The sequence below is a fragment of the Flavobacterium frigoris PS1 genome, from assembly GCF_000252125.1.
GTDB classification, from domain to species: Bacteria; Bacteroidota; Bacteroidia; order Flavobacteriales; family Flavobacteriaceae; genus Flavobacterium; species Flavobacterium frigoris_A.
Window position 1 is genome coordinate 221877 of the sequence record NZ_AHKF01000020.1, and the last position, 16642, is coordinate 238518.

Sequence of the window (16642 nt, forward strand, 5' to 3'; positions counted from 1 at the left end):
GTGTAACGGGAATTTGCGTTTGATCGTAATTTTGTCATTCAAAACACATAAAGGTTGTAAATTATTGGTAATACTTACACCATTTTCTTAATCTCGTAAAAAAGGAACGTTGATTCGCTAATTCCTAGTTTTAAATAATTGTAGCCAAAAAGCAGGTTTTTTAATCTAATATTAGTTAATTATCATATTAAAATTAAAAAAATTAACTTTTGTGAAAAAAAACTGTTGTTTTTTTGTTTTTAATAAAACTTATTAACGAAAACGTTTGAATTCAGTACGCTTAACTAATTTAGTAAAAAGATAACGCTAAAAGTGCAATATGTTTGCTAATTTTACACTTTAATACTTAAATAATGCCAAAAACAATAAAAAAAGTAGGGGTTCTTACTTCAGGAGGAGATTCTCCTGGAATGAATGCTGCAATTAGATCGGTTGTTCGAACTTGTGCTTACCATAATATAGAATGCATAGGAATTTATAGAGGATATCAAGGAATGATTGAAGGTGACTTCAAAGAAATGGGACCTCGAAGTGTAAATAATATTGTCAATAAGGGAGGGACTGTTTTAAAATCGGCTCGTTCAATTGAATTTAGAACTCCAGAAGGAAGACAGAAAGCACATGCACATCTTGTAAAAGCTGGAATAGACGCCTTAGTGGTAATTGGAGGAGATGGAACATTTACTGGAGGTTTGATATTTAATGCGGAATTTGATTTTCCAGTAATGGGGATACCCGGAACAATTGACAATGATATATTTGGAACGAGTCATACTTTAGGATATGATACTGCCTTAAATACAGTTGTAGAAGTCATCGATAAAATTAGAGATACTGCAAGTTCTCATAACCGATTATTCTTTGTCGAAGTAATGGGAAGAGATGCAGGTCATATTGCCTTAAATGCTGGTATTGGTGCAGGTGCTGAAGAGATACTTATTCCGGAAGAAGACCTAGGGTTAGATAGGTTGTTAGATTCATTACAAAAAAGTAAAGCATCTGGAAAATCTTCAAGCATCGTGGTAATTGCTGAAGGAGATAAGATTGGTAAAAATGTATTTGAATTAAAAGATTACGTAGAGGCAAATTTACCGGAATATGATGTAAGAGTTTCTGTTTTAGGACATATGCAGCGCGGTGGGTCACCTTCTTGTTTTGATAGAGTTTTAGCAAGTAGATTAGGTGTTAAAGCAGTAGAGTCTTTGTTAGAAGGAAAGTCAAACTATATGGTAGGTTTGCAAAATGACAAAGTGAACCTGACACCTTTAGAGCAAGCTATAAAAGGAAAATCAGAGATTGATAGAGAATTATTAAGGGTTTCTGACATCATGTCAACATAAAAATAAAATGAAGTTTATTGTGAGGAAATTAGACTTTAAATAAGTTAAACAATAACATAAATTAAAAAAAAATGTCAAAAGTAAAATTAGGAATAAACGGATTTGGTAGAATAGGAAGAATTGTTTTTAGAGAGTCTTTTAACAGAGACAATGTAGAGGTAGTAGCAATCAATGATTTATTAGACGTTGATCATTTAGCTTACTTATTGAAATACGATTCAGTTCACGGACGTTTTAATGGTACTGTTGAAGTAAAAGAAGGTCAGCTTTTCGTAAACGGAAAAAATATCCGTATTACTGCTGAAAGAAATCCTGCTGACTTGAAATGGAATGAAGTTGATGTTGATGTAGTTGCTGAATGTACTGGTTTCTTTACTACAATTGAAACTGCTAACGAGCACATCAAAGGTGGTGCTAAGAAAGTTATTATTTCTGCTCCTTCAGCTGATGCACCAATGTTTGTAATGGGAGTAAATCACGATTCTGCAAAAGCATCTGATTTAATTGTATCTAACGCATCTTGTACAACTAACTGTTTAGCTCCACTAGCTAAAGTTATAAACGATAATTTTGGAATTGTTGAAGCTTTAATGACAACTGTTCACGCCACGACTTCTACGCAAATGACTACTGATGGTCCTTCTAGAAAAGACTGGAGAGGTGGTCGTGCTGCTTCTGTTAATATCATCCCATCTTCTACAGGTGCAGCTAAAGCAGTAGGAAAGGTTATTCCTGAATTGAATGGAAAATTAACTGGTATGGCTTTCCGTGTTCCTACAACAGATGTTTCTACAGTAGATTTAACTGTAAAAGTAGCTAAGGAAACTTCTTACGAAGAAATAATGGCTGTATTGAAAAAAGCTTCTGAAACTACAATGAAAGGGATTTTAGGATACACTGAAGATTTAGTTGTTTCTCAAGATTTTGTTTCTGATTCAAGAACATCAATTGTTGATGCTAACGCTGGAATTGGATTGAATTCTACTTTCTTTAAAATCATATCTTGGTATGATAATGAATATGGTTACTCAAGTAAATTGATTGATTTAGCAGTACATATTTCTGCATTAAAATAATATTATTTAGTTATTTAGTCCCGTCAAAATATTTTTTGACGGGACTTTATTTTTTTATTTTTATATTGTATCGGATTTAACCATATCGATCTTAGATTGAAAATAGAAATCCAAAACCAAAAACCAAAAAGATGAGATTAATAGTTGATAGTGGTTCTACGAAAGCCGATTGGATAGCGATAGATGATAATGGCAAAGTGTTGTTTACGACACAAACTTTAGGATTAAATCCTGAAATACTTGAAAGTGATGACATTGTGGAACGATTGAACGATCGTTTTGATATTTTACAAAATAAAAAGAATGCTACTCATTTATTTTTCTATGGCGCAGGTTGTGGTACAGATAGAATGAAGCTAAACCTATCTCAAACTTTTAAAAATTATTTTCCAAACGCTATTATTTCGGTTGAAGAAGATACTTATGCAGCAGTATATGCCACTACTCCTAAGGGACAAAAAGCAATTGTCAGCATCTTAGGGACAGGATCAAACTGCAGTTATTTTGACGGAAAAGATTTACATCAAAAAGTGCAATCATTGGGTTATATTATAATGGATGACTGTAGTGGTAATGTTTTTGGAAAAGAATTAATTAGAAAGTATTACTTCAATAAAATGCCGAAGGATCTAGCTGAAGCTTTTGAAAAAGAATACAATTTAGATCCTGATTTTATTAAAAGTAAATTATATAAGGAGTCAAATCCAAATGCTTATTTGGCCACTTTTGCCAAGTTTTTAATCCAGCATAAAGACACAGAATTTTGCAAAAAGATCATTTTCAAGGGAATGAAGTCTTTTGTCAAAAACTATATAAAACAATTTGATAATTGTAAAGAAGTGCCTGTTCATTTTGTAGGTTCCATAGCTTTCTATTTGAAAGATGAGCTTCAACAAACTTTTGATAAGTATGAATTAAAATTAGGGAACGTTCTTAGAAGACCTATTGACGGACTAATTGCTTATCACATAGCAAATAAATAAAGCTTTATCTATGGAGATTGCAATCATTGCGCATGATGGTAAAAAAGCAGACATGGTTCAGTTTTTGAATAAAAATACGGTTATTTTACAAAATGAAAAAGTAAAACTCGTAGCAACTGGAACTACTGGTAGTAAGGCGGAAAAGGCTGGATTTAAGGTTAAAAAAATGCTTTCAGGACCGCTGGGAGGTGATGCTCAGATTGCTTCAAGAGTAGCAGAGGGTAAAACCAAAATGGTTTTGTTCTTTAAAGACCCGCTAGCGAGTCACGCTCATGAAGTAGACATCAATATGTTGCTTCGTGTATGTGATGTTCATAATGTACCAATAGCGACAAATGAGGCAACAGCGCAGCTGCTTTTAAATGCAATTACACTGAAGTTATAGAATTTATATTGCTAAATATATAAACCGTTTCATCTATTGAAACGGTTTTTTATTGAAATAATATTCAACAAAAAAAATGTCCCGACTTTGTGTAGTCAGGACATTTTTTTGTTAGATTTATTTTGTAAAACTACAGAATAGCAATCATAGATATTTCAACATTTACATTTTTTGGTAAACAGGCTACTTGAACTGTTTCGCGTGCTGGAGCAGTTTTTTCGTTAAAATAAGAAGCATAAACGGTATTTATATTCCCAAAATCATTCATGTCCATGATGAAAATGGTTGTTTTTACCACGTTTTCAAAGGTCATTCCTGCGGCTTCTAGTACCGCTTTCATGTTTTGCATAACCTGTTGCGTTTCGTTCTCTATGTTGTCTACTACTAATGCTCCTGTAGCTGGGTTAAGGGCTATCTGTCCAGAGGTGTAAAGCGTGTTTCCTTTAAGTACGGCTTGATTGTAAGGACCAATAGGAGCAGGTGCTTTTTCGGTAAAAATTATCTTTTTCATACTTTAAATGGATTTATGTTTGTAGGTTAAATTATTTTTAAATTAAATGTGGCTAAGAAATCAAAAAATTATCGTGTAGTGTTTGTACTTCGCTTATCCCATTTGATGTCACTTAAGACACCAGATTTTATTCCAATAAAGAAGCCCCAGTTTGCATTTGTTCCAAATGGAGTCCAATTAAAGTCCATTCTCCAACTCAAAAGATCACGCTCGAAACGGAGTTGAGTAAAGGTTACTCCATTTTGTACAAAATCATAACCAGTTGATATTCCAGCTTTCCATTTAGGTGTCAAATCAGCATTTGCTGATATCATTATAGAGTTTCCAATGATTTGCTTCTCTCTATTGTTGTTTCCATAAGTTAATGAATAGGCGAATGTCATATCCCAAGGCAGTTTCGAACTAAAAAACTCGGATATTTTATCATCGCCAGATTCTTCACTACCGTCAAATTGACTTTTGGTATTGTCGTTTAAGACAGTGTTTTTTCCGAAAAGATCATCTTCACGACCTCCGTTTCTTTGACTTTGGTCATTTTTGTCTTTCTTAGAGTCATCTTTTTCTTTGCTCGAAAGAGAGTAATTTAAAGTCATGTTAGCGCTGGTCATTCTAAATAGGCTTCCTCCATTATTAATGTTGAAAAGGTTAATCCTGTTTCCAGAGTTGTCTATAGCGTAAGGGTCTAATGTTGCTCCAAAATTGACATTCATTTTGTTGTCCAAGAGTTGTGTTCCACCGCTAACTCTTACAGGAGACCACGCGAGGGCAGTTACTCCATCAGCATCAAGATTATAGCTGGTTGATAAATTTAGGTTGTTAAGCAGCATTATTTTTTTAGCTTCTACTTTTGTACTGTCTCTATCTTTTACTTTAGCTTCAAAAGTATTACTTAGGTCAAATCCCATTGTATTCGAATTGCTTAAACCTGGGGCTCCAAAAATTCCTCCTTCAAAGCGAGAATACTGCTTTACTGTAGTTCCGCTAGCATCTATGGCATAAGTGTCATAATATTTTTCGAAACTTGGTGTATAGCCGTATGAAACAGATGGGCGCATAACGTGTCTAATGGATTGTATCTTTTTATCTTCTCCAAAATTGAAAGTTCCATAAATCGTGGTTCCTATACTGGATGAAAACGAGTAAGTTCTAAAAGCATCAAAGCCACTTATGGTTTTGTCAACTACTGCGCTTTGGTCAGAATCATAATTTCTTTCAATTGTTTTGGCATACCAAACTTCCTCATAGTTTAAAGATGTTGATGCACTAAAATATTTAAATAATTTAAAATTAGTACTTAAAGGGATACTATGTTGCATACCTAACTGGGCATCTCTAAACATCTGGGGTTTAAAGAATAATGAATCTGTAGTGGTAATGGTGTTTCGTCCACTTAAATTATACTGCAGATTTATATTCTTAATAAAACCTTTTTTTACTCCATCTTTCCCTACGAAAGGATATATGCGATCCACACTAAGTTGAAGTGTCGGGAGCGTCATATTAATCACTTCTGTTTGTGTGTTTTGTGAATGGGTGGCTGATAATGACATTCTAACTTGCGGAATGGAGTTAAATGTTTTTGAGTAGGAAATGGAGGAATTTAATTGATTATTAAGGTTGGAACCAATATTTGCTTGATTTATAGATTGTTTAAAATATTTACTGCTTCCAAGATTTACAGAGGCTGAAAAACTAGAGTTCGGATTCGCTTTTGAATCGCGCGCGTGGGACCATTGTAAATTATAAATTTTTTGTTTTAAATAATCTGGATAGCCTCTTTCGCTAGTAATTAAATTTTCGAACCTGAAATTCAGATTACCTCGATAGCTGTATCTTTTTGCATAGGACGATTCAAATCGCATTCCGTAGCTACCATTTGTATAATAATCTCCTGATACGGTTAAGTCATAATGATCGTTTAGAGCAAAATAATAACCACCATTTTGTAATGAAAAGCCTCTGGTGTTCGAGTCGTTGTAACTAGGTAATATCAGTCCCGATATATTAGTCTCTTTGCTCATTGGGAAATAAGCAAAAGGCAATGCTATTGGAGTTGGGACGTTTGCGATTACCATATTTGTCAATCCGGTTATGACTTTTTTTCCTGGAATAAACTTTACTTTGTTGGTTTGGAAATAATATTCAGGATTGTCTACATTAGCCGAAGTTGTGAATCGAGCGCCTTTTAAAAAGTAAACTGAATCATTTTCTTTTTTGGTAATTTGAGCTTTAATTTTAAATTCTCCCTGATCGGATCTGGAATTCCATATTAAAGCTTTTTGTGTCTTAAAATTGAAACGAATAGAATCAGGCTCAACTTCGTTTTCTCCTTGTTTAAAATGAGGTAATTGGGTGTATTTGCCTGTGGAATCTTTAATTCTTCCAGCATAGACTTCATTTTTTTCGTAATCCATTACAATTATTCCTGCCTTTAATTCAATATCTTGATAATATAATTCGGCTTTATCGTAGAGCGTGATAAGTTTTTTCTTTTGATCGATTCGTGCGTATTGATCAGCTTTGTATTTTACTTTTCCGTCAAGAAATGGTTTGGGAGGCTTTATGCTATCCTTTTTAATTATGGTGTCAGTTTGTTTTTTTAGGACAACTGTGTCTTTAATTTTGTTGTTGACAACTGAATTAGAAGTGTTTACTTGTTTGTTGTTCGGAATCGCGGTCGTTTTTTTTGATATATCTTGAGAATATAAGTTTCCATATCCAATTGTTAGGAAAAATGATAATAAAACGATATTAAATAAGTTTGTCTGCAAAGGTTTAAATGCTATTTTTGTAAAATTATGGCCTGTTTTTTGAAGTGTCAAACTTACAGATTATTTTTTGTCAAAAATAATCAAATAAAAAAATTTATAGCCCTAGTGTTTTAATTAAATTAACTTTAGAAGTATGCATATCTTAAATAAAATTAAAGTCTCATTTACTTTTTTTCTCATTACCATCTCATTTGCCGCTTATAGCCAATCCAGTAATTTTAAAGTAACCTTAGATGCAGGCCACGGTGCGCATGATTTTGGTGCAGTATATAATGGGCATGTAGAGAAAAACATTGCTTTAGCGGTTGTTTTAAAGGTGGGAAAATTATTAGAGGCTAATCCTAAAGTTGATGTTACTTATACAAGGAAAACGGATGTGTTTATTGACTTAGTCGAAAGAGCCAATATTGCAAATAGAGCTGACGCCAATATTTTTGTGTCTATTCATTGTAATGCAAATAGAAATACGGCTGCTGATGGCACAGAGACCTACGTAATGGGTATGAACAAGGTTGCATCTAATTTAGAGGCGGCCAAAAAGGAGAACTCTGTTATTACATTAGAGAAAGACTACAAACGAAAATATGAAGGTTTTGATCCCAACTCTCCTGAAACAATGATCGGCTTGACATTGATGCAGGAAGAATATCTTGATAATAGTATTTCATTGGCAAGTAAAATAGAAAACGCATTTGATGGACTTGGAAAACGAATAAGAGGTGGGGGTGTTAAACAAGCTCCGTTTATGGTGTTACATAAAGCATACATGCCAAGAGTATTAGTAGAAATGGGTTTTATTTCTAACTATACCGAAGGTAATTTATTGGACTCGGAAGATGGACAAAATGAAATTGCCAAATCAATTGCTAGCGCAATCATTAGTTATAAAAATGAGTATTATGGTAATGGAAGTACAGAAACGGCAGAAACGAGACCTTCTCAAAGAAGTATAGAAAATAACAGTTCAGCTCCAGTAGAATCTAAAAAACCATTAGTGAAGCAAGACAGTTCTAATGTGCTTTTTAAAGTGCAAATTGCTGCAAGCGGAAGAAAAATGGGACTGAGCCCTAGTAACTTTAAGGGACTAAGAAATATTTCGATGGACTTTGACGATAATATGTACAAATACATGTATGGTGAGACTTCAGATTATGCTGAATCGATGCGTTTATTGGATGAAGCAAAGGCTAAAGGTTATGTTTCCGCTTTTTTGATTGCATTTAAAAACGGAAAAAAGATTAGCATTCAAGAAGCAATTAAATGATAACAAGTTCATTATTTTATATTAAATTTGTCAAAAAAACACTTAGATTTTGAAATTAACGAGAGAAATAAAAACAGCAATTTTAGTAATTGCATCAATATTATTGTTCATTTGGGGTTATAGTTTTTTAAAAGGAAGAGATCTTTTTAATAGCTATAAGACGTTATATGTGCAATACGAAACTGTTGAAGGTTTAGCCCCATCAGCTCCAGTCACTTTAAATGGATTGATTATCGGTAAAGTGAACAAAATCACCATAGAAGAAAATACAGGAAAGTTATTAGTGGAATTACAAATTAAAACTGATTTCCCAATATCTAAATCCAGTATTGCAACTATTTATGAGCCAGGATTTATTGGAGGGAAACAAATTGCGATTGAGCCAAATTTTAAAGACCCATCAGTTTCTCTAGATGGTCAAAGACTAAAGGGAGAAATAAGAATGGGACTTACGGCAAGTGTGGGTGATAAATTAGGACCTATTCAAGAAAAATTAGATAAAATAATGGCTAATGCTGATGTTCTAATTACTGGAGTTAATAATGTCTTAGATAAGAAAGCGCAAGAGGATTTAAGAAAAAGCCTTGCTGAATTAAGTGCCACAATGGAGCAATTCCACAAAGCTTCTTTAAGTATGAATACTATTTTAGACGAGAATAAAACTCAAATAAAAGGTGTTGTAACAAACTTTAATAAAATTTCTTCTGATTTTTCTAAAATTTCCGATTCATTAAATAAAGCCGACTTAGGTAAATCGGTAAAAAATCTAAATGCAACATTAGCTAAAGTTGATGGTATAATGAATGGTTTGAAATCTGGAAATGGAACAATGGGTAAATTGTTGAATGACGATGCCTTATATAATAATTTAGACAAAACTTCAAAAGAGTTGGAGCTTTTACTGCAGGATATTAGACTTCATCCTACGAGATATGTAAATATTTCTGTTTTTGGAAAAAAAGATAAACCTTATAAAGCACCAGTTAAAGACACAATTTCATCAACCCAAAACTAAATTAATGAGCTATTTAGACAATATATTATTTGCCATATTATTGGTTATCGGATTTGGTTATTTTTTTAGCAGTATAAAAAAAATCAAGCGAAACATAAATCTAGGTATAGAAGTGGATCGTAAAGACAATCCGTCTGCACGTTGGAAAAACATGGCTATGATAGCTATGGGACAATCCAAAATGGTTAAAAGACCGATAGCGGGAGCGCTTCATATTGTTGTTTATTTAGGATTTATTATTATTAACATTGAGTTGTTAGAAATTATCATTGATGGTTTGTTTGGTACGCACAGAGTTTTTGCCTTCTTAGGTTCTTTCTATGATGTATTGATTGGTTCTTTCGAGATATTGGCGCTACTGGTTCTTGTCGCAGTAACTATTTTTTGGATAAGAAGGAATGTGATAAAATTGAAACGTTTTGTTATGGGGGATTTAAAAGGATTTCCTAAAAATGATGCTAATTATATACTTTATTTTGAAGTTGTTTTAATGACTTTGTTTTTACTAATGGACGCTTCTGATCTGCATTTGCAAAACGTATCAGGAGGTTTTTCTCACTTTATAAAAGCAGGTTCTTTTCCGGTAAGTCAATTTATTGAGCCTTTATTTAATGGAATGGCAAATGAATCTGTGATGCTTCTTTTTGAAGCTTTCTGGTGGCTGCATATTGTAGGTATTTTAGTTTTTATGAACTATTTGTATTTTTCGAAACACTTACATATACTCTTGGCTTTTCCAAACACGTATTTTGCCGACTTGAATCCTTTAGGACAGTTTGATAATTTAGGAGCAGTAACCAAGGAAGTTAAAATGATGATGGATCCAAATGCTGATCCATTTGCAGCAGCACCTGCACCAGCAGAAGGAGAAATTCCTGCTAAATTTGGAGCTAGTGATATTCAGGATTTGAACTGGGTACAGCTGTTAAATGCATATACTTGTACTGAATGTGGTAGATGTACATCAGCTTGTCCAGCAAATATAACGGGTAAGAAACTGTCTCCTCGTAAGATTATGATGGATACCAGAGATAGAATGGAAGAGGTAGGTAAAAATATTGATGCTAATAAGGGTGTTTTTATTCCAGACAACAAAAGTTTGCTAAATGATTATATAACAGCTGAAGAACTTTGGGCTTGTACATCATGTAATGCATGTGTTGAGGAATGTCCAGTAAACATTAGTCCTCTTTCTATTATTATGGATATGAGACGTTATTTAGTTATGGAACAAAGCGCTGCTCCAATGCCTTTAAACGCAATGATGACCAATATAGAGAATAACGGAGCGCCATGGCAATACAACCAACAGGATAGGTTAAATTGGAAAAATGAAAGCTAGGAATAAATAATGTTTTTGAAAAAGTATGATTAGGATTATTTTAAGATAAATACATTAAAAAGGAAGTCAACATAGTTACAGCGAATGATCTTTAGCTTTAACAAAGTTATTATTCGGCTTTTTTTATCACAGGCAACAGTAATAAATATTAGATATCAGATTTTTATAATTTGATCTTTAAACTTTAAAAAAAAATATATGTCAGAGAATTTAATAGTGCCAACCATGGCAGAAATGCTAGCTCAAGGGAAGCAACCAGAGGTTTTATTTTGGGTAGGTTGTGCAGGAAGTTTTGATGATAGAGCAAAAAAAATAACAAAAGCATTTGTGCGAATTTTAAACCGTACAAATGTTTCCTTCGCGGTGCTTGGTACGGAAGAAAGCTGTACTGGAGATCCTGCAAAAAGAGCTGGAAATGAATTTTTATTTCAAATGCAAGCGATGATGAACATTGAAGTTCTGAATGCTTATGAAGCAAAAAAAATAGTTACTGCTTGTCCGCATTGTTTTAATACTTTAAAAAATGAATATCCTGAATTAGGTGGGAAGTATGAGGTAGTGCATCATACTGAGTTTTTGAAATCACTTTTAGATGATGGAAGATTAACTATTGAAGGAGGACAATTTAAAGGAAAAAAAATCACATTCCATGACCCCTGTTATTTGGGACGAGCTAATAAGGTTTATGAAGCTCCAAGAGATTTAATTAGGAAACTAGATGTCGAATTAGTTGAAATGAAACGTTCTAAAGCTAATGGTTTATGTTGTGGTGCAGGTGGAGCGCAAATGTTTAAAGATGCTGAGCCTGGAAACAAAGAGGTCAATGTGGAAAGGACCGAAGAGGCATTAGAAACTAAACCAGATATTATTGCCGCAGGTTGTCCGTTTTGTAATACAATGATGACTGATGGTGTAAAAAACAAAGAAAAAGAAGGTGATGTAAAAGTGATGGATATTGCGGAGTTAATTGCTAACGCCGAAGATTTGTAATTAACCAGCCTAGGATATAATGAAAAGGTTAAAACGTCATTCGTTTTAACCTTTTTTGTTTTTAATAACTTTCCAAAGTAGGTTAATGTTTTTTTTCAAAAGCATTTCATGTTAGAATTGTTTTTTTATAGTGATAGATCAAATTATATAAATGTAAAGCCTTATTTTTGTAAAATAAACAATCATTATGCTAGTAGATTTTAATACACTTCCTGAAGAATCCAGAATATGGATCTATCAATGCAATCGCAAATTTTCGGACGCTGAGTTTGCAGAAATTGAAATTGACTTGAAATCCTTTCTTGAAAGTTGGGCTGCACATGGCACTGGGCTGGCTTCATCATATCAACTAAAATACAACCGTTTCATAATTATTGCTGTTGATCAAGAGGTACAAGCGGCAACAGGATGTTCGATAGATTCATCAGTTGAGTTCATACAAGGTTTGGAAAAGAAATACAATGTTGATTTACTGGATAAAATGAATGTTACCTTTAAACTAGGAGAGCACATTGCACATAAGCCATTAATTGATTTCAAAAAAATGGTAAAGGATAAAGCAGTTACTGAAAACACTATTGTCTTCAATAACTTGATCAATAATATTCAGGAATACAATGAATCTTGGGAAGTTCCGGCTATCGATAGTTGGCACAGCCGTTTTTTCTAAAATAAATACATCATAATGAAAAATACAGGCATCAGAATTTATTTTCTTTATGTCTTATTTTTTTTTATCGCCAGTTGTAGTGGCGTAAAAAAAAATAAGGCGAAAGTTGTTTTTTCTCATATTCCTACCGAAGTGGCTGATGTAGAAATTGATAAATTAGATAATACGTCCACACTTTTTGAAGTATCGGAACAAGGTAAAAAATGGGTAGACAGTATTTATGATGCAATGCCCATAGATGAGAAAATAGGGCAATTATTTATGGTGGCTGCGTATTCGAACAAAGACGAAGCTCATTTTAAAGCCATTGAGAAACTTGTTACCGAAAATAAAATTGGAGGAGTGATTTTTTTTCAAGGTGGACCAGTGCGGCAGGCTAAACTGACTAATCGTTTTCAAGCTAAAGCAAAAACGCCATTATTTATTGGAAATGATGCCGAATGGGGATTGTCGATGAGACTTGATTCTACCTATAGTTATCCCTATAATATGACACTTGGTGCAGTTCAAGATTTGAAACTCATTGAAAAAATGGGAGTTCAAATAGGAGAACAAAGCAAAAGACTAGGGCTGCAGTTTAATTTTGCTCCGGTGGTCGATATTAATACTAATCCCAAAAATCCTATTATTGGTTTCCGTTCTTTTGGTGAAGACAAGTATAAAGTCACCGAAAGGGCGATTGCTTTAATGAAAGGACTGCAGAGTGAGGGTGTTTTTACCACTGGCAAACATTTCCCAGGTCATGGTGATACGGAAGCAGATTCCCACAAAACGCTGCCTACAGTTAAATTCTCTAAGGAAAGGTTGGAAATGATGGAATTTTATCCTTACAAAAAAATGTTTGCAGAAGGACTTTCTTCTGTAATGGTGGCGCATTTGGATGTACCAAGTTTAGAATCAAGAAAGAATTATCCAACTTCAATTTCTTATAACGTGGTGACTGATATTCTGCAAAAAGAGCTTGGTTTTGATGGTCTCATTTTTACCGATGCACTTAACATGAAGGCAGTAAGCAATGTCTATAAAGCAGGCTTTTTAGATTTAAAAGCTTTTTTAGCAGGTAATGATATTTTATTGTTTCCTGAAGACGTACCGCTCGCAATAGAAATCTTCAAGAAAGCCTATCAAGACTCTTTGTTAACTGAAAAAAGAATAGCTTTTTCCGTAAAGAAAATACTTAAATTTAAATATTTGGCAGGTTTGAATTCTTACAAGCCTATAGAATTAAAAAATTTGTATCAAGATCTTAATTCTTCTAAAAACGCGGCCTTAGAATATGAGTTGTATGAGAACGCTATTACCGTTTTAAAAAACACAAATGCTGTTTTACCAATCAAAGAGTTAGAAAAGCAAAAAATTGCCTATGTAAAAATGGGTGATGCTACAAACGGTATTTTCATTTCAACACTCAAAAAATATGCTGAAGTAACGGAGATAGCAGATGGTAGTTTGGATAGTTTGCAATTAAAATTAAAACCTTTTACAACTGTAATTATTGGATACCATAAATCTAATGTAGCATTTAGAAATTACGATTTTACCGACGAAGAATTATCAAAGTTGGATTTTTTGACAAAAAGCAACAATGTAATTCTGGATGTTTTTGCCTCTCCATATTCATTACTTCCTATCACTAATTTTAACAACTTAAAAGGATTAGTAGTTTCCTATCAGAATAGTGCCATAGCGCAGGAAGTTTCTGCTGAATTAGTTTTTGGTGCGATTAGCTCTAAAGGTAAGTTGCCAGTTACGGTCTCTGCAGATTTTGTTGCTAAATCCGGTCTTTCTACTGAAAAGTTAAATGTATTGGGATTTACTGCTCCCGAAAATGTGGGAATGAGCCCGAAAATTTTATCTAAGATTGACGGTATTGCCCAAAAGGCAATCAATGAAAAAATGGCTCCAGGTATGCAGATTCTTGTAGCAAGAAAAGGAAAAGTTGTGTTCCAGAAATCGTATGGCTCTCTTACCTATGAAGGTGAAGCGAAAGTCTCAAATACGGTCTTATATGATGTTGCTTCTTTGACAAAAATTTTGTCTACGTTGCCTAATGCTATGCTGCAATATGATTCTCAAAAAATAAATATGGAAACCAGGTTAGATTCCATGTTGTCTATTTTTAAGAATTCAAATAAAAAAGATATCCGTTTTAAGGAGTTATTATCTCATTATGCTCAATTACAGCCTTGGATTCCCTTTTATAAAGCTACAATTGACCGTAATGGTAATCCTTTAGGTACATATTATAAAAAAGTTATGGAAGTTCCGTATTCAACAAAAGTTGCGGACAGTCTTTATTTAAGGGATGATTATCACGATACCATCATGAAGAGAATCGCTGATAGTAAGTTATTACCTCAAAAAGGATATAGGTATAGCGACTTTACTTTTATAATTCTAAAAGAATATTTGGAAAAGTTAACCGGAAAAAAATTGGATGAATTAAGTTATGAAAATTTCTATAAACCTCTTGGGGCAAATAACACTATGTATAACCCTTTAGAAAAAATCAATAAAAACAGAGTTGCACCTACAGAAATCGATACTTATTTCAGGCACCAAACTATACAAGGCTATGTCCATGATATGGGAGCAGCGATGGAAGGAGGAGTCGGAGGTCACGCAGGAATTTTCTCTAATAGCATGGATGTTGCTAAAATAATGCAACTCTATTTACAAAAGGGGAATTATGGCAATCGTGAGTATTTTTCGCAAAAGACTTTTGATGATTTCAACACCTGTTATTTTTGTGCTGAAGGCAATAGGAGAGGAGTCGGTTTTGATAAACCACAGTTGGGAAAAAGTGGGCCGACTTGTGGATGTGCTTCAATGACTAGTTTTGGTCACACTGGATTTACCGGGACCATGGCATGGGCAGATCCTGAAACTGAAATTGTTTATATCTTTTTATCCAACAGAACTTATCCAAATGATGCTGTAAATAAATTATCAAAAGGGAATATCAGGGAAGACATTCAAGAAATTATTTATGATTCGATTGAGTTTTAATTCTACTCTTGAAAAGTCCGATACTGCTATAATTTAAATTCTAATTTGAGGGTTGTAATTTTTCCATTATAAAAGGAATGGCATCTCTATTTTTCATAAATTCGTTACTTTAATATACATACATGAGAATTGCAATAGTTTGTTATCCCACTTTTGGTGGAAGTGGCGTTGTCGCTACAGAGTTAGGTCTTGAATTAGCTCGTCTTGGTCATGAGGTCCATTTTATCACTTATAGTCAACCAGTGCGTTTAGCATTGTTAAATCCAAACGTACATTATCATGAGGTAAATGTTCCGGAGTACCCTTTGTTTCATTATCAGCCTTATGAATTGGCTTTATCTAGCAAATTGGTGGATATGGTCAAGCTTTATAAAATAGAAGTATTACACGTTCACTACGCCATTCCTCATGCTTATGCAGGATATATGGCTAAACAAATGCTAAAAGATGAAGGGATTGAAATTCCTATGGTTACTACCTTGCACGGTACTGATATTACCTTAGTTGGGAATCACCCTTTCTATAAGCCAGCGGTGAGTTTTAGTATTAATAAATCAGATGTAGTAACTTCGGTTTCCCAAAGTTTAAAAGACGATACCTATAAATTATTCAATATAAAAAGAGATATCCATGTGATTCCGAATTTTATTGAATTGGACAAAAATAATACTGATCCTAGTATTGCCTGTCACCGTTCAGTTATGGCAAAACCTAGTGAGCGTATTATTACACACATAAGTAATTTTAGAAAGGTAAAAAGGATTCCTGATGTAATAAAAATATTCTATAATATTCAAAAGCAAATTCCAGCCAAATTAATGATGGTGGGAGATGGTCCAGAAAAAGAAAAAGCAGAGCAATTATGTCAAGAATTAGGTATACTTGATAAAGTAATCTTTTTTGGGAACAGTAATGAGATAGATAAAATATTAAGTTACACAGATCTATTTTTGCTACCATCAGAAACAGAAAGTTTTGGTCTTGCAGCATTAGAAGCAATGGCTTGGAGCGTTCCTGTGATTTCAAGTAATTCTGGCGGACTCTCTGAAGTTAATTTTGAAGGGATTTCAGGATACTTAAGTAATGTAGGGGAGACAGATAAAATGGCTGAGGATGCTTTGAAAATTTTAAGAGATGATAAAATACTTTTAAAATTCAAGGAAAATGCTTTAGAAGTGGCGAAAAAATTTGATATTAAAAATATCTTGCCGCTATATGTAGAGCTATATCAAAAAGCGATAAAGAAATATTCGAAAAAAAACAAGTCTTCGAACAGTGCAAAATAG

13 protein-coding genes are annotated in these 16642 nt (G+C 33.5%); 11 read left to right on the plus strand and 2 right to left on the minus strand.

All coding sequences use genetic code 11. The features are described from left to right. Positions 1-353 precede the first annotated feature (353 nt). The 4 genes from pfkA to HJ01_RS13500 all read left to right on the plus strand — a co-directional run bounded on the left by pfkA (position 354) and on the right by HJ01_RS13500 (position 3784). Complete coding sequence (gene pfkA, locus HJ01_RS13485; protein WP_007139016.1) at positions 354-1340, plus strand: 6-phosphofructokinase; 987 nt, start codon at positions 354-356, stop codon at positions 1338-1340. A gap of 71 nt (positions 1341-1411) precedes the next feature. Continuing rightward, a complete protein-coding gene (gap, locus tag HJ01_RS13490; protein ID WP_007139017.1) occupies positions 1412-2416 on the plus strand; it encodes a type I glyceraldehyde-3-phosphate dehydrogenase in 1005 nt (334 codons plus the stop codon). 131 nt (positions 2417-2547) lie between these two features. Beyond that, entirely contained in the window at positions 2548-3399 is an 852-nt protein-coding gene (locus tag HJ01_RS13495) for a hypothetical protein (protein WP_007139018.1), read from the plus strand. Between the two features lie 10 nt (positions 3400-3409). Then, entirely contained in the window at positions 3410-3784 is a 375-nt protein-coding gene (locus HJ01_RS13500; RefSeq protein WP_007139019.1) for a methylglyoxal synthase, read from the plus strand. Positions 3785-3914: 130 nt separating this feature from the next. Here HJ01_RS13500 and HJ01_RS13505 read toward each other — a convergent pair whose 3' ends face one another. Continuing rightward, positions 3915-4295, minus strand: coding sequence for a RidA family protein (locus tag HJ01_RS13505; protein ID WP_007139020.1), 381 nt, complete (start codon positions 4293-4295; stop codon positions 3915-3917). 68 nt (positions 4296-4363) lie between these two features. After that, positions 4364-7117 (minus strand): putative LPS assembly protein LptD, encoded by a 2754-nt coding sequence (locus HJ01_RS13510; protein WP_007139021.1) that lies wholly within the window; start codon positions 7115-7117, stop codon positions 4364-4366. A gap of 82 nt (positions 7118-7199) precedes the next feature. Here HJ01_RS13510 and HJ01_RS13515 point away from each other — a divergent pair, with 82 nt between their 5' ends. From HJ01_RS13515 to bshA, 7 genes are all read left to right on the plus strand, one after another. Beyond that, positions 7200-8330 carry an N-acetylmuramoyl-L-alanine amidase gene (locus HJ01_RS13515; RefSeq protein ID WP_007139022.1) on the plus strand — a complete coding sequence of 377 codons (1131 nt, stop codon included), beginning with the start codon at positions 7200-7202 and terminating at the stop codon, positions 8328-8330. A 49-nt stretch (positions 8331-8379) separates the two neighbouring features. After that, complete coding sequence (locus HJ01_RS13520) at positions 8380-9345, plus strand: MlaD family protein (protein ID WP_007139023.1); 966 nt, start codon at positions 8380-8382, stop codon at positions 9343-9345. 4 nt (positions 9346-9349) lie between these two features. Then, a complete protein-coding gene (locus HJ01_RS13525) occupies positions 9350-10687 on the plus strand; it encodes a (Fe-S)-binding protein (RefSeq protein WP_007139024.1) in 1338 nt (445 codons plus the stop codon). A gap of 198 nt (positions 10688-10885) precedes the next feature. Continuing rightward, entirely contained in the window at positions 10886-11677 is a 792-nt protein-coding gene (locus tag HJ01_RS13530; protein ID WP_007139025.1) for a (Fe-S)-binding protein, read from the plus strand. Between the two features lie 187 nt (positions 11678-11864). Then, the gene (locus tag HJ01_RS13535; RefSeq protein WP_007139026.1) at positions 11865-12347 is read left to right on the plus strand and encodes a hypothetical protein; all 483 of its coding nucleotides are present in this window, start codon (positions 11865-11867) and stop codon (positions 12345-12347) included. A 15-nt stretch (positions 12348-12362) separates the two neighbouring features. After that, complete coding sequence (locus HJ01_RS13540) at positions 12363-15356, plus strand: glycoside hydrolase family 3 N-terminal domain-containing protein (RefSeq protein ID WP_007139027.1); 2994 nt, start codon at positions 12363-12365, stop codon at positions 15354-15356. A 122-nt stretch (positions 15357-15478) separates the two neighbouring features. Next, positions 15479-16642, plus strand: a complete 1164-nt coding sequence (gene bshA / locus HJ01_RS13545; RefSeq protein WP_007139028.1) for an N-acetyl-alpha-D-glucosaminyl L-malate synthase BshA — start codon at positions 15479-15481, stop codon at positions 16640-16642.